The sequence below is a fragment of the Flavobacterium sp. WC2409 genome, assembly GCF_041200085.1.
In the GTDB taxonomy this organism is placed as follows: Bacteria; Bacteroidota; Bacteroidia; order Flavobacteriales; family Flavobacteriaceae; genus Flavobacterium.
This window is the reverse complement of record NZ_CP165625.1, coordinates 2,234,104-2,247,746: the sequence shown is the minus strand read 5'-3', so window position 1 is coordinate 2,247,746 and position 13,643 is coordinate 2,234,104. Positions and strand designations below refer to the sequence as shown.

Here is a 13,643-nt window from a genome sequence, read left to right as displayed (position 1 = left end):
TTTAGGAATTACAAACTTTTTGATGAAAATAATGGAATGATATTGTTATTTTAGACGGGGTTAAAAAAGCGATAGCTCTTTTGATAAATGAAAAGGAGTTAGTACACTTATAAATTGTAACAAAAAATTATTGTTATTAATACATTGGACAATAACAAAACAAGTCCATTAGATAGTGTGGCTCGACCTCTTAAAGAACTAAAGGGCTTTGAGATGATAGAATTACAACCAAATGAAACCAAAACGGTGACTTTTGTAATTAATCAAAATACAATTCAATATTATACTGCTAATTCTAAATGGGAAGCAGAGGTGGGTGATTTTAAGATTTTTATAGGAGGAAACTCCGCTACAACTTTAGAATCTAATTTTCAATATACTAATTAATACGAAATGAATAAATTTTTAATCTTATTGATAATTGGGCATTTGGGTTTTGCTCAGCAAGGCAAACGAAAATTAGTTTGGGAAGAAAATTTTTCAGGAAAATCATTAAATGAAAAAGTTTGGAACATAGAGTTAGGTAATGGTTGTCCTAATTGCGGATGGGGTAATAATGAAAGGGAATTATATACCAATGAGAACCATGAATTAATAAATGGGAATCTAGTAATTACCGCTAAAAAAGAAGGTGATAAATACACTTCTACCCGAATTACAACGAAGGACAAGAAAGAATTTTTGTATGGTTATTTTGAAGCTAGAGCTAAGTTGCCTGTTGGGCAAGGAATCTGGCCTGCATTTTGGATGCTAGGTTCTAATATAGATGAAGTAGGTTGGCCAAAATCAGGTGAGATTGATATACTTGAATACGTTGGGAAAGAACCGCAGATGGTTTATACCACTTTACATACCCAAGATAGTCATGGGAATTCTATAAATTCTAAGAAAACTAAAATTGAAGGCATTGAAGATGGCTTTCATCGATTTGGTATCGATTGGACAAAAGATAAAATGGATTTTTATGTTGATGGTATCTTGATTTATACCTTTTATCCAGAAGTCAAAAATGAAGATACTTGGCCTTTTGATAAACCGTTTTATTTTCTTGTTAATCTAGCTATTGGAGGTAATTTTGGTGGACCTGAAGTTGATGACGCTATTTTTCCTAAAAAACTCATTTTAGATTATATAAAAGTGTATCAATAAATTTAAATTCATATTTAATAAAAAAGACGTGATATTAGTGACGTAAAATCATCTCTTTTTTATAATTAACTGTGGGACTATTGTTTAAGAAAACTGCTAATTATTATTTGAATTTTGGATGGTTAAAAAAAAACAACAATTAGTAAGAATTTTTTATATAATGCGTTATTTTTTTCTTAACTTTAGTTGTAATTTCAAGTAAATATTTGTTAAATTTGACCAATCTATTAACACAAAACTACAATTAGCCTATACATAAAACTACTTTTTTAGAAAAATTTCGAAAAATTTTTAATTAAACTAAAAGGTAAAACTATGGCTAATTTAGAACTTCCAGACGCTTTATTGGTACAAAATTATGTATCAGGAAATGAAAATGCCTTGGCTACATTAATAAAAAGGCATGAATCAAGAATTTTTGGATTTATTTATTCCAAGATTTCTGATAGAGATATTTCTAATGATATTTTTCAGGACACTTTTATTAAAGTAATCAAAACATTAAAATCAAACTCTTACAACGAAGAAGGTAAATTCTTGCCGTGGGTAATGAGAATTTCTCATAATCTTATCATTGATCATTACAGAAAAAATAAAAAAATGCCCCTATTCAGAGAAACGGAGGAGTTTTCTATTTTTTCAATCATGTCTGATGATTCTCCCACAATTGAAAATCAATTAATTTCAGCGCAAGTTGAGCAGGACATCAGAAAATTAATAGAGGAATTACCGCTCGATCAAAAAGAAGTTTTGGTTATGAGAATGTATCAGGATATGAGCTTTAAAGAAATTTCAGAAATTACAGGCGTAAGCATAAATACCTCTTTAGGGAGAATGCGTTATGCTTTAATGAATTTGAGAAAAGTGATTGATAAACATCAAATAGTTTTAACTAATTGACAATAAATTAATAAAAGCAACGTTGTATTAGAAAACAAATAGTATAACATGGCAAAAATTTACTCTAAGAATTCATTTGTTACCACGACAATGAAGCCAAAAAAAGAAATCGTTTCTTTTTTATTGAATTATTCAAAAGCTTTGAGCATCATAAATGTAAAGAATCAAAGCTTCGAAATAATAGCTAATTAGCTTTTTAAAAGCAATATACAAGGTTAAGTTAAGATGACTTGTATGAAGTAAATTTCCCTATTTTGATTTTCAAATTGGGGAAATTTATTTTTTATAGTACGCTGCTAAAACAGATTTGCGTCCTACAGTTTTAGTAATAATGTCTTTTTCTAAATCCCATCCTCTAGCTGGCGAATATTGCCTTCCGTACCAAATAATTTGCAGGTGTAAATCATTCCAAATTTCTTCTGGAAAAATACGTTTAGCATCTTTTTCAGTCTGAACTACATTTTTACCATTAGTCAAATTCCATCGGTACATCAAGCGATGAATGTGTGTGTCTACAGGAAATGCGGGAACGCCAAAAGCTTGTGACATCACTACGCTTGCTGTTTTATGCCCTACGGCAGGTAATTCCTCCAAAAACTCAAAACTTTGTGGTACTTGGCCTCCGTGTTTGTCTATTAAAATATGAGATAAACCATGAATGCCTTTCGATTTCATTGGCGAAAGCCCACAAGGCCGAATAATTTCCTTAATTTCCTCGACTGACATTTTAATCATATCATACGGATTGTCCGCTTTAGCAAAAAGTAAAGGCGTGATTTGATTCACACGAACATCTGTACATTGTGCCGAAAGTAAAACAGCAATCAACAAAGTATAAGGATCCTTATGATCTAACGGAATTGGAATCGTAGGGTATAATTCTTTTAACGTATTTATAACAAATGTTACACGTTCTTGCTTGGTCATTTTTGTAAATTTATATCTTGTAAAAATAGAATAATTTTTAGGATGTGCCTAATCCAGCTGTTCGTTATAAGTCCTCCTTTAAAAAACATTTTTTCTAATGTCAAATAAGGAGCTTCCTCTGGTCGCTCTTCTTGACAAGAAAAAAATAGTTTTTTTCAGTCCGGGCTTTTCACTTCCATCTGGGGCTTCAAATAGAAACGCAATAAAACTCTTAGTGAACTTTGCGGTTAAAAAAAAACAAACAAAAAGAATTCATAAATAATAAAATTTTCATTCAAAGCTTAGTGAACTTAGCGAAAAATCCAAGTGATCTTAGTGGTAAAAAAAATAAAACGATGACAACATTAAAAAAAGGAGATAAAGCGCCTGCATTTTCAGGAGTAGATCAAGATGGAAAACCACATAAATTAGCCGATTATAAAGGAAAAAAGCTAGTGGTTTTCTTTTATCCAAAAGCAAGTACGCCAGGTTGTACCGCAGAAGCATGTGATTTACGCGATAATTTTTCGCGTTTTGAAGCTAATAATTATGCTTTGTTAGGTGTAAGTGCTGATGCTCAAGCCAAGCAAGCCAAGTTCAAGGAAAAATATGAACTTCCATTTCCGTTATTGGCCGATGAAGACAAATCAGTTATTGAAGCTTTTGGTGTTTGGGGACCTAAAAAATTTATGGGCAAAGAATACGATGGAATTCATAGAACCACTTTTGTAATTGATGAAAATGGAATTATTGATGAAGTAATTGAAAAAGTGAAAACGAAAGAACATGCTGATCAAATACTGAAATAAGCAGATAAAAAAAGAGCCAAGAAATAGACAGTATCGTAGTCTTTTTCTTGGCTCTTTTTTCTGGTTTTAAATTAATTACTTTCCTTTAAAACTTTATTTGGGCTGTACCCAAACAGATGATGTTCTTTAATAATTTCCGCAATACCAGAAGGGAGCATTGGTTCCCAACCTGGTTTTCCATCACTAATCATTTTAAGTACTTCACGAGAGAATACTTCCAGATTCTCAGGGTCATAATCGTCAATGTCAATCACTTTTCCGTTGAATTTAAAAAATTTATACAATTCTTTCATTCTTGGGTGTACTTTTAGTGTTTCTGATGTAACAATATCTCCATTTTCATCTAGCATAGGATATAGGAATACTTTCATATCGCGATAGAATAATTTTCCAAATGCTTCAAGTATTCCACCACTTAGATGACGGTAGTATTTTTCATCAAATATATCGACTAGATTATTTACTCCCATAGCAAGCCCCATTCGAGCTTTAGTATAGTTAGCAAAATATTCTACTACTTTATAATATTCTTGGAAATTAGAAATCATTACTGTTTGTCCTAATGAACAAAGTAATTCAGCACGATCCATAAAATCTCTTTCGTCAATTTCTCCGTCAGAACGAAGATTAGAAAGTGTAATCTCAAATACAACTAATGTATTTTCTTTTTCCACTTTATTTTCTTCAATGAACATTTTTAATGATTTCTCATACATGTCCATATTTACCTTAGTTACAGGACGGAAACTTCCTCTCAATGCTAGGATGTTCTTTTTGTATAATATGGCGGCAGGAAGAATGTTTTTACCGTTAGGGTCAAACATTACAGCATCAGTCATTCCGTTTTTTACTAATTGTAAACTCATCAAACGATTGTCAACATCAGCAAAACGAGGTCCAGAAAAATTAATGGTGTCAATTTCTAATTGGTCTTTGTCAAGGTGATCGTATAAATAACGCAACAATCGCTTAGGGTCGTTGTATTTATAAAAAGCACCATATATTAAATTTACTCCAAGAATACCCAATGTTTCTTGTTGTAACCGTGCATCCGTTTCTTTAAAACGAATATGAAGCGTAATTTCATTATAATCTTCATCAGGCTCAATTTGGTAGCGAATACCAACCCATCCATGTCCTTTGAATTGCTTTGCAAAGTCAATAGTAGCTACAGTATTAGCATAACTAAAAAACATTTTATTAGGGTGCTTTTCTCTACTTAATCGTTCTTCAATTAACTCTCCTTCAAAAGTTAACATCTTTTTTAATCGATTTTCAGTTACATAACGCCCATCATTTTCAGTGCCATATATCGCATCACTAAAGTCTTTATCGTAAGCAGACATAGCCTTAGCTATAGTTCCTGAAGAACCACCAGATCTAAAAAAGTGTCTTACCGTTTCTTGTCCAGCTCCAATTTCGGCAAAAGTTCCATATATATTTTCGTTCAAATTAATACGGAGTGCCTTATCTTTTATTGAAGGTATTTGTTCGATGACTTTGTCACCTTTTAGTTTTATTGCAGTATCCATTTTTATTTTAAATATGGCTAATAATGTACAAAGTTAATGAAATAGGTTTCTTATGAAAGATAATTAATCCTATTTTTGTAAAAAAATAAAATAGATTTGAAGGTATATTTTTTAGGCACTGGTACTTCTCAAGGAATTCCTATAATTGGGAGTAGCCATCCAGTATGTAAAAGTACTGATTATAAGGATAAAAGGTTACGTGTTTCTGTTTGGGTTTCGTGGGATTCTTATTCCTACGTTATCGATTGCGGACCCGATTTTAGACAGCAAATGCTTACTTCAAATTGTCAAAAAGTAGATGGAATCCTATTTACTCATGAACATTCGGATCATACTGCTGGTATAGACGATATTCGACCTTTTAATTTTAAACAAGGAGAAATTCCTATTTATGCACATCAAAGGGTAATTGAGAATCTAAAAAGACGATTTGATTATGTTTTTGAAACCATAAATCGGTATCCTGGCGCACCCTCTGTAAAGACAATTGAAATAATCAACGACCAACCATTTCCTATTGGTGATAAAATAGCAATTCCTATAAATGTCATGCACGGGAATCTTCAAGTTTTTGGTTTTAGAATAGACGATTTTGCTTATTTGACAGATGTTAAAACTATTGAAGATGTCGAGACTGAAAAATTAAAAGGCATAAAAGTATTAGTTATAAATGCCTTGCGAGAAGAACATCATTTTTCTCATTTCAACTTACAAGAAGCTTTAGATTTTATTGCTTTGGTTAATCCAGAAAAAGCCTATTTAACGCACATTAGTCATTTACTAGGGTTTCATGAGGATGTGCAAAAAAAATTACCTAAAAACGTCTATCTTGCTTTTGACAATTTAGAAATTACAATTTAATTAAATATAAAATGAAAAAATCATTATTGCTGTATGCCTTTATTCTTATTGCATTATTAAACGTCTATACCTACATGTTTTTAAGTAAAGAAGTAGAATATGAGCAACATAGATACGAAAAAACGACCAAAAAACTAAAAGACAGTTTGAATTCGGTAACGGCAAAATTGACTGATGCGAACTATTTTTCATTGGAAAAAAATGAAAATGCACAAAACTATTTTGATACTTCAGGTTCCGAAAAAACAATCCAGTATGAAAAGTTAATTCCTTATGTGAAAGAGAAATTGATGGATTTAAATTCAAATCCAAAAGGGAATCCTTACGTAGGACAAGATCAAATAGGGGCTAATAAATTTATAATCAACAAAGTGAAAGTGTTAAATCACAGATGGATTATCGCTGATTATAGCGATGGTGAAATTTGGGGAGAAGTTTTACTGAAGTATTTTGTAAATCAAGATGAAACGATTTCATTTGAGGTGATTCAGTCTTTATTATATCAAAAACGCTAAAAAAAAGGTTCCAATTTTGGAACCTTTTTTTATTCTAACAACCAATTTTTAAAATCATAGAAATTCTGAGGTGAAACCCCATGTCCTATTGGATATTCTTTATAAGTTGATTTTATATTTAAATTATCTAGAAATGGTTTAGTTTTTCTAGCCCAATCTACTGGTATTACTTGGTCTACAGTCCCATGAGAAGCAAATATTTTTAAATTGGAGAAATCGTTATTTTTATAATTTTCTTCAAAAATAGGTTCGCTTATATAACCGCTCAATGCAACCACTTTTTGAATCTTTTCTGGATGTGAAAGTGCCACGGCATAACTCAATATCGCCCCTTGACTAAATCCTGTCAAGATAATATTATCCGTATCAATAGGGTAGGTCGCTATTAATTCATCAATAAAAGTAGTAATTAAATCTCGGGATACTTTTGCTTGTTCGTTATCTGAAAATTTATTTTGATTTTCATCAAAATTTATTGCGTACCATGCATAGCTGCCATACTGCAAAGTATGAGGTGCTCGTGCTGAAATCACGTAATAGTCATCAGGAAGTTCAGTTGCAAAGGAGAATAAATCTTCCTCATTGCTTCCGTAACCGTGGAGTAAAAGTAATAAAGGATTTTTGTCTAATTTTATTTTGGGTTCTCTTACGAGGTATTCTAAAGATAATTTCATTTGATTAAGATATGTTTGTAAACCATTTTTGAAAAAGTTTTCCAATTAAAGGAACTGGTTTTGTTTCTCCTTTTATCGCACTGAAAATACCATAAGTCCATAAAATAGAAACAAAAATCCACATTGGAGCTGATATCATTAAACTATCAAAGTTACTTACAATAAGCCCTAATGAAATAAATGTAATTGTTAATCCTAATCCTTGACGAATATGAAAGGAGGCAAAAGTGTTTTTATCTTCAGCATTCATAGACATGGCAATAAAGACTCCAATTCCTAGAATATAACTGGTTATGGCTGTAGTTTTACCTTTTTCAACGGTGTTGTTATTCATGTTTTTATGCTAAAATTAATTGATCTTGATTTACGATACCGTACACGGTTCCTTGCATTTCTACTCCTAGAAAAGCAGAATTTTTGGATTTTGACAAAATAGATGCTTTTGTAAATGTGCTGTTTTCTTCAGGTGAAAACAAGCTTAGGTTGGCTTTGGCTCCTTCGGTAACGATAGAATTTTCGATGCCAAAAGTAGTTTTTCCGGCAGTTAATTTATCTATTATTATTTCTAAAGGCAATACGGTCATTAAAGAACCAAAGGCACTTTCTAGTCCAATAGTTCCGTTTTTGGCGGCATCAAACTCCATTTTTTTATGCTCAATATCGATGGGGTTGTGGTCGGATGTAATCATGTCAATTGTACCATCTAGTATCCCTTCGATTAGTGCTTTTCGATCCTGCTCTGTTCTTAATGGTGGTGTAACTTTATGTCGTGTGTCAAAATCTTCTAGTTTTTCATCTGTTAAAACCAAATGATGCACTGCTGCACTGCAGCTAACGCTTAGTCCTTTTGCTTTTGCATCTTTAATTAGTTCCACAGATTTTGCAGTTGAAATTGTGGGGATATGTAATTTTCCTCCAGTATATTCTAACAAAAATAGATTGCGGGCAATTTGTAATTCTTCCGCTAGATTTGGGATGCCTTTTAAGCCTAATCTTGTGGATACGATACCTTCATTAGCCACTCCATTTCCTTTTATTTTTTCATCTTGTGGAAAAGCAATCACTAATCCATCAAAATCTTGAACGTATTGTAAGGCTATTTTTAGTAGATTGGCATTGTCTTGGCTTTTATTGTAATCCCCAAAAGCGACTGCCCCCACTTTTTTCATATCATACAATTCAGCCATATCTTTTCCTTCGCTTCCTTTTGTTAAAGCACCAATGGGAAACAGTTGAGTTGCACTTCCAAAAGCTTTACTTTGTACAAAGTTTATTTGGGATTGATTGTCTATAATAGGGAAGGAGTTGGGTTGTAACGCAATTGCAGTAAAACCACTTTTTGCCGCTACATGTAATCCATTTGCTATTGTTTCTCTATCTTCAAAACCAGGTTCTCCTAGCGATACGCTACTGTCAAACCAGCCTTGGGAAACATGTAAATTAGCACGTTTTATTTCCTCGATATTTTCTTCATTTGGGATTGAAGTTGCTATTTTTTTTATAAAACCATCTACAATTAAAATATCTGCTTTTTTGTTATGAAAAGGACTTTGTGGGTCGATAATTTTCGCTTCTCGGATGATAAGTTTCATATGTGGATTTTATTTTTTTAATTCTTAATACATGAAATATGCTTTTTATTTCATGAATCGTATGATTGCCATTTCGCCAGCCATAAATAACAGTGCAAAGATAGCAAACCATTTCCAAATTTGATTGTCTGTTCGCTCTGTTTGTAAAGTGTCAAAAACAGTTGCAATTGAATCGAGTGTTTTATAGTCTGTTACTGCATTTTCATTGCTATTTTCTAAGTTGCTTTCGCTTCTATTGTAGTTAAAACTAATGTTTTCTAGCGCTTCTTTTTGGTTGTAAATTTCAAAATTCCCTGCTTGTGTGGGATAATCATTAAAAATTAATTTCACTTTATTATTTAGTATTTGTTGAATGGGAATGAATTGTTCCGTTTTATTTTTCACAGTTAAAACAGCGTCTTTAGATAATAATACATCTACTAAAAAAGGATTTTCATTCCCAATAGTTAATGCAATAATTCCGTTGTTATGATTACTTACTGCCATTTTATAAAAGGTAGGGACAATTAACGGCGATTGTTGGAAATTTGAATTTTCGGTATTTATTGGGGCCGAAAAAATATAAACAGTCGAATTAGTATTGGGTAATGAAGTCAAAAATGAAGTCTGGTCTTCATAATATAGCGCTCCAGAGTTTACTCCTGAAATTTCAAATGAACTATTCGTTTTTGGATATTGAAAATTGGTAATTTTATTTTCAAAAACACCATTGAATAAAGGGTGTTCAAAATTAATTTTGGTGATTCGTTTTTCAAAATTTTCTAAAGAGTTGAATTGTAGTTTTCCAAAAATATTCAGGAAAGGATTGATGTTACTCAAAGATGATTTTCCTGACGGAATCACGATTAAATTAGCTCCTTTTTCTACCACTGATTTTAATGTGGTTTGTAATGCTTGAGGAATTTCATCTAGTTCATTTAAAATGATAACATCTTGTTTCTCTATTTCATTGTAATCCAATGAAGAAATTGTAGTTGCATTGAAATCAAACTCCTCATTTGTGAAAATCCGACTTAGAAAAGTGTTTTTTTGAAGGTCTCCAATACTAAGTGCTTTTACTTTTTTAGTTTTTGAAATACTAAAATATAAAACATTGTCATACCCCAAACCATTATCAGTAATACTTACATAACCGTGAAAAATTTGTTTTGGAATAGTAAAATGAACTATTTTCTGTTTCGTTTCAAAATTGACTAGCGTTTTTGCAACCAATTTGTTTTGGTTGTAAATAGCTATTGGAACTTCTTTTTCGCTTTGTCCGTAGCTCGATAGTTTTACTTCAATTTCATAGAAATTTTCTAATGTTTCACTGATATAAACACTGTCGATTGCTACGTTATTTTTTTGTTCTGCTTTTGGAATTATAAAATACGGATTTTCATTTTCATTAATGCCTTTTAATTGTTTTTTATCAATACCTACGGCATCAGTAATGATGATAATGTCTTTTTTGAAAATGGACTTATGTGATTTTACTTTTGCAATTAAATTGTCTAATTGAAACGGAATAGCGCTATATTCAAGATTTTGTAATGTATTTTGAATTTCTTTAATATCAGTATTCCAATAACTTTCGGAATTGGTGAGCAAAGAAAAACGGGTATTTTCGGGTGTGTTTTCAAGTAATTCCTGTACAGAGCGTTTCAAGAGTTCTCCTTTTTTTCCTTTGGCTTGCATGCTAAAGGAATTATCCAGAATGATATACAATTCATTTGAAGCATTCTTATTGTCTTTGGCTAAAAAAAAGGGCTGAGCAAATGCAATAATAATAGAAGCTAATAGAAGTAAACGACAGCAAAGGAGCAACCATTTTTTTATTTTAGAACTTTTCCTAGTTTGTATAGATAAAGCTTTTAAGAACTGAACATTAGTAAAGTATTCTTTTTTGAACCGTCTTAATTGAAATAAATGAACCAAAATTGGTACAATCAGTAAGAAAAGAAAGTATAAAATTTCGGGATGTTTGTACTGCATTCGGTTTTTAGTTTACTTCATTGGATTCTATTTCTTTTGAAGTGAAATGGATATTAGTAGTCAAAAATACAAATTTGTAGACAGTTTTTATAGATGTTGTTATAATTTTTAAAAGCATTAAACAATTAAGGTTAATTATGTATTTTAGCTTTCTTAAAAAACACACAATTATGAAAAATAAGGTTTTAATTCTTTTTTTATTTTCAATATTAACGGCATTTCAAGCTCAAAGTCAAAAGCTTAATTTACTTATAGGTACGTATACTACCAGTTGTGAAAGCAAGGGGATATATGTTTATAATTTTGATACCACTACAGCTGATTTTAGTTTTAAAAACGTTGCTGAAAACAGTATAAACCCAAGTTATTTGACCGTTTCAAAGGATAATAATTATGTTTATTCAGTAAATGAAAATGGGCCAGAAAGTACGGTTAGTTCTTATAGTTACATTCCATCTAGTGGTAAATTAGATTTAATTAATAGACTAAGTTCAAAAGGAGCTGATCCTTGTTATATTATCAATGACGATAAAAATGTTATTGTTGCTAATTATTCTGGTGGGAACATTTCGGTTTTTCAAAAAAATAGTGATGGAAGTCTTGCCGAAGCTAAACAAGTAATTCAACATTATGGTCAAGGACCAAATGCAAAAAGACAAGAAGGGCCTCATGTTCATATGGTACATTTTTCACCTGATCACAAGTTTGTTTTGTCAAATGATTTAGGTCTTGATAAAGTTTATTCTTATGCATATGATTCCAATTCAAATGGGGGAGCCTTGAAAGTATGCGATAGTGTAGCTGTTAAAGCGGGAAGCGGGCCAAGACATCTAACCTTTAGTAATGACGGTAAATTTGTATATTTAGTACAAGAGTTGGACGGAAGCCTAACAACTTTTAAATATTCAAACGGAAAATTAAAAAAAGTGGCAGAAACTACTATTTTACCTAAAGGTTTTAAAGGAACTTTTGGTTCTGCAGATATTCATATTTCACCTGACGGGAAATTTTTATATGCTTCAAATAGAGGGGAAGCAAATGATATTTCGATATTTGAAATTAGTAAAAACGGGAAATTACAATCAAAAGGACAAACGAGTACTTTGGGTAAAGGGCCAAGAAATTTTGTTATTGATCCTACAGGAAATTATCTTTTGGTAGGCCACCAATACACGAACAATGTTGTTATTTTTAAAAGAGATCAACTAACTGGTGCATTAACAGATACAGGAAAAAGAATTGAATTATGTTCTCCAGTTTGTTTAGTGTTTACTGAAAATTAGAGAGGGTTTTAAATTAAAAAGGCTTAAAAATGAAATTCATTTTTAAGCCTTTTTTTATGCTATTTGTTTTTGTCTTTTCGTTTTTTATCTCTTGTTTTAAGCATATTTCGATTGACAGATCCATGTGTTTTTTTCTTGGTTACCCCCGGTCCACCTAAATTGACTTTCTTGTTCTTTTTACTTTTCTCTTGAAATGCACCATCACCTTCTAGTTTTTTCTTTTTCATCAAAAACTTAATCGGCTGTCTGTCTTTTTCAGGTTCAATTAATTTAGATGAAACTTCAACTGTTTCAGGAAATTCCTCAGCATTTAATTCCATATTCATTAACACCTCAACCTCCACTTTAAATTCTTCTTCACGAGGTGCAACAAAACTAATTGCAATACCTGTTTTATCAGCACGACCTGTTCTACCAATTCTATGCATGTATAATTCTGGCATCTCTGGCATCTCGAAGTTAATTACGTGTGTAATATTCGAAATGTCCAATCCTCTCGCCATAATGTCTGTCGTAATAAGACCACGAAGATTTCCTTCTTGGAAAGAAGCCATGGTACTCAAACGGTAATTTTGAGATTTATTAGAGTGGATTACTCCAAATTGCCCTTCAAAATCTTCTTCGATACGTTCATGGACCATATCGGATATTTTCTTGTTGTTCACGAAAACTAGCACACGACTCATGTCTTCATTTTCTTGTAACAAGTGTTTTAATAGATTTATTTTGGTGTTAAAGTTAGGTGCATTATACGTTATTTGTGTAATGTTTTCTAATGGAGTTCCTGATGCAGAAAGCGTAACTTCTTCAGGATAATCAAAATAATCATTCAAAATAGCATCTACTTCATCCGTCATAGTCGCTGAAAAGAGAATGTTTTGGCGTTTTTTTGGCATCATAGCCAAAATAGCTGTCAATTGAGTACGGAAACCTAAATTCAGCATTTCATCGAACTCATCAATAACCAGCTTTTGCATTTCTTCAAAACGAATTACATTATCTAGCGTTAAATCCATGATTCTTCCTGGAGTTCCTACTAGAATGTCGCAACCTTGATAAATAGCTGTTTTTTGGGTATTGATATTTACACCACCAAAAATACCAATAGTACGAACTGACATGTATTTGGTCAATTTTTCTACTTCTTCTGCCACTTGAACTACAAGTTCACGAGTAGGGACAAGGATTACTATTTTTGGAGTATGTCCTGGAATAAATTTATATAATTTTAATAAGGGTAATAAATAGGCAAAAGTCTTACCAGTTCCTGTTTGGGCAATTCCCATCATATCACGACCTGACATTATCACAGAAAAAGTTTTTTCCTGAATAGGAGTTGGGGATGTAAAACCTAAATCGTCTATTGCTTTTTGGACTGATTTGGGTAGATTTAATTGCTCGAAAGTGGTCATAAAACGTATATTTTGTGCAAAGATACGTTTTTTGAG

The 13,643-nt window shown here is 31.8% G+C and carries 14 protein-coding genes; 7 read left to right on the top strand and 7 right to left on the bottom strand.

Annotated elements, in window-relative coordinates:
* Positions 1-177 precede the first annotated feature (177 nt).
* The 3 genes from AB3G34_RS09675 to AB3G34_RS09665 all read left to right on the top strand — a co-directional run bounded on the left by AB3G34_RS09675 (position 178) and on the right by AB3G34_RS09665 (position 2,049).
* Positions 178-387 (top strand): fibronectin type III-like domain-contianing protein, encoded by a 210-nt coding sequence (locus AB3G34_RS09675; RefSeq protein ID WP_369754091.1) that lies wholly within the window; start codon positions 178-180, stop codon positions 385-387.
* Positions 388-393: 6 nt separating this feature from the next.
* The gene (locus AB3G34_RS09670; protein WP_369752302.1) at positions 394-1,149 is read left to right on the top strand and encodes a family 16 glycosylhydrolase; all 756 of its coding nucleotides are present in this window, start codon (positions 394-396) and stop codon (positions 1,147-1,149) included.
* 315 nt (positions 1,150-1,464) lie between these two features.
* Entirely contained in the window at positions 1,465-2,049 is a 585-nt protein-coding gene (locus tag AB3G34_RS09665) for an RNA polymerase sigma factor (RefSeq protein ID WP_367754418.1), read from the top strand.
* 276 nt (positions 2,050-2,325) lie between these two features.
* On the opposite strand, the gene nth is transcribed toward AB3G34_RS09665, so the two are convergent.
* Positions 2,326-2,976, bottom strand: coding sequence for an endonuclease III (gene nth, locus AB3G34_RS09660; RefSeq protein WP_367754416.1), 651 nt, complete (start codon positions 2,974-2,976; stop codon positions 2,326-2,328).
* 335 nt (positions 2,977-3,311) lie between these two features.
* Here nth and bcp point away from each other — a divergent pair, with 335 nt between their 5' ends.
* Positions 3,312-3,764 (top strand): thioredoxin-dependent thiol peroxidase, encoded by a 453-nt coding sequence (gene bcp, locus AB3G34_RS09655; protein ID WP_367771258.1) that lies wholly within the window; start codon positions 3,312-3,314, stop codon positions 3,762-3,764.
* 71 nt (positions 3,765-3,835) lie between these two features.
* Here bcp and AB3G34_RS09650 read toward each other — a convergent pair whose 3' ends face one another.
* The gene (locus AB3G34_RS09650; protein ID WP_367754412.1) at positions 3,836-5,296 is read right to left on the bottom strand and encodes a TonB-dependent receptor; all 1,461 of its coding nucleotides are present in this window, start codon (positions 5,294-5,296) and stop codon (positions 3,836-3,838) included.
* 96 nt (positions 5,297-5,392) lie between these two features.
* On the opposite strand from AB3G34_RS09650, the gene AB3G34_RS09645 reads away from it, so the two are divergent.
* Both AB3G34_RS09645 and AB3G34_RS09640 read left to right on the top strand, forming a co-directional pair.
* The gene (locus AB3G34_RS09645) at positions 5,393-6,157 is read left to right on the top strand and encodes an MBL fold metallo-hydrolase (protein WP_367771255.1); all 765 of its coding nucleotides are present in this window, start codon (positions 5,393-5,395) and stop codon (positions 6,155-6,157) included.
* An 11-nt stretch (positions 6,158-6,168) separates the two neighbouring features.
* Positions 6,169-6,672 (top strand): hypothetical protein, encoded by a 504-nt coding sequence (locus AB3G34_RS09640; protein ID WP_367771252.1) that lies wholly within the window; start codon positions 6,169-6,171, stop codon positions 6,670-6,672.
* A 29-nt stretch (positions 6,673-6,701) separates the two neighbouring features.
* Here AB3G34_RS09640 and AB3G34_RS09635 read toward each other — a convergent pair whose 3' ends face one another.
* Genes AB3G34_RS09635 through AB3G34_RS09620 form a run of 4 tightly spaced genes read right to left on the bottom strand, consistent with a single transcriptional unit; the run spans position 6,702 to position 10,912 of the window.
* Positions 6,702-7,346 (bottom strand): alpha/beta hydrolase, encoded by a 645-nt coding sequence (locus AB3G34_RS09635; RefSeq protein WP_367754406.1) that lies wholly within the window; start codon positions 7,344-7,346, stop codon positions 6,702-6,704.
* Positions 7,347-7,350: 4 nt separating this feature from the next.
* Positions 7,351-7,680, bottom strand: coding sequence for a hypothetical protein (locus AB3G34_RS09630; RefSeq protein ID WP_367754404.1), 330 nt, complete (start codon positions 7,678-7,680; stop codon positions 7,351-7,353).
* Positions 7,681-7,684: 4 nt separating this feature from the next.
* Positions 7,685-8,938: a dihydroorotase family protein gene (locus AB3G34_RS09625; RefSeq protein WP_367771246.1), complete on the bottom strand. Its 1,254-nt coding sequence runs from the start codon at positions 8,936-8,938 to the stop codon at positions 7,685-7,687.
* A 45-nt stretch (positions 8,939-8,983) separates the two neighbouring features.
* Complete coding sequence (locus AB3G34_RS09620) at positions 8,984-10,912, bottom strand: BatA domain-containing protein (protein WP_367771243.1); 1,929 nt, start codon at positions 10,910-10,912, stop codon at positions 8,984-8,986.
* Between the two features lie 170 nt (positions 10,913-11,082).
* On the opposite strand from AB3G34_RS09620, the gene AB3G34_RS09615 reads away from it, so the two are divergent.
* On the top strand, positions 11,083-12,195 hold the full coding sequence (locus AB3G34_RS09615) for a lactonase family protein (RefSeq protein ID WP_369752300.1): 1,113 nt from the start codon (positions 11,083-11,085) through the stop codon (positions 12,193-12,195).
* A gap of 59 nt (positions 12,196-12,254) precedes the next feature.
* Here the strand turns inward: AB3G34_RS09615 and AB3G34_RS09610 are convergent, their stop codons facing one another.
* Positions 12,255-13,607 carry a DEAD/DEAH box helicase gene (locus AB3G34_RS09610; RefSeq protein ID WP_369752298.1) on the bottom strand — a complete coding sequence of 451 codons (1,353 nt, stop codon included), beginning with the start codon at positions 13,605-13,607 and terminating at the stop codon, positions 12,255-12,257.
* Positions 13,608-13,643: the final 36 nt, after the last annotated feature.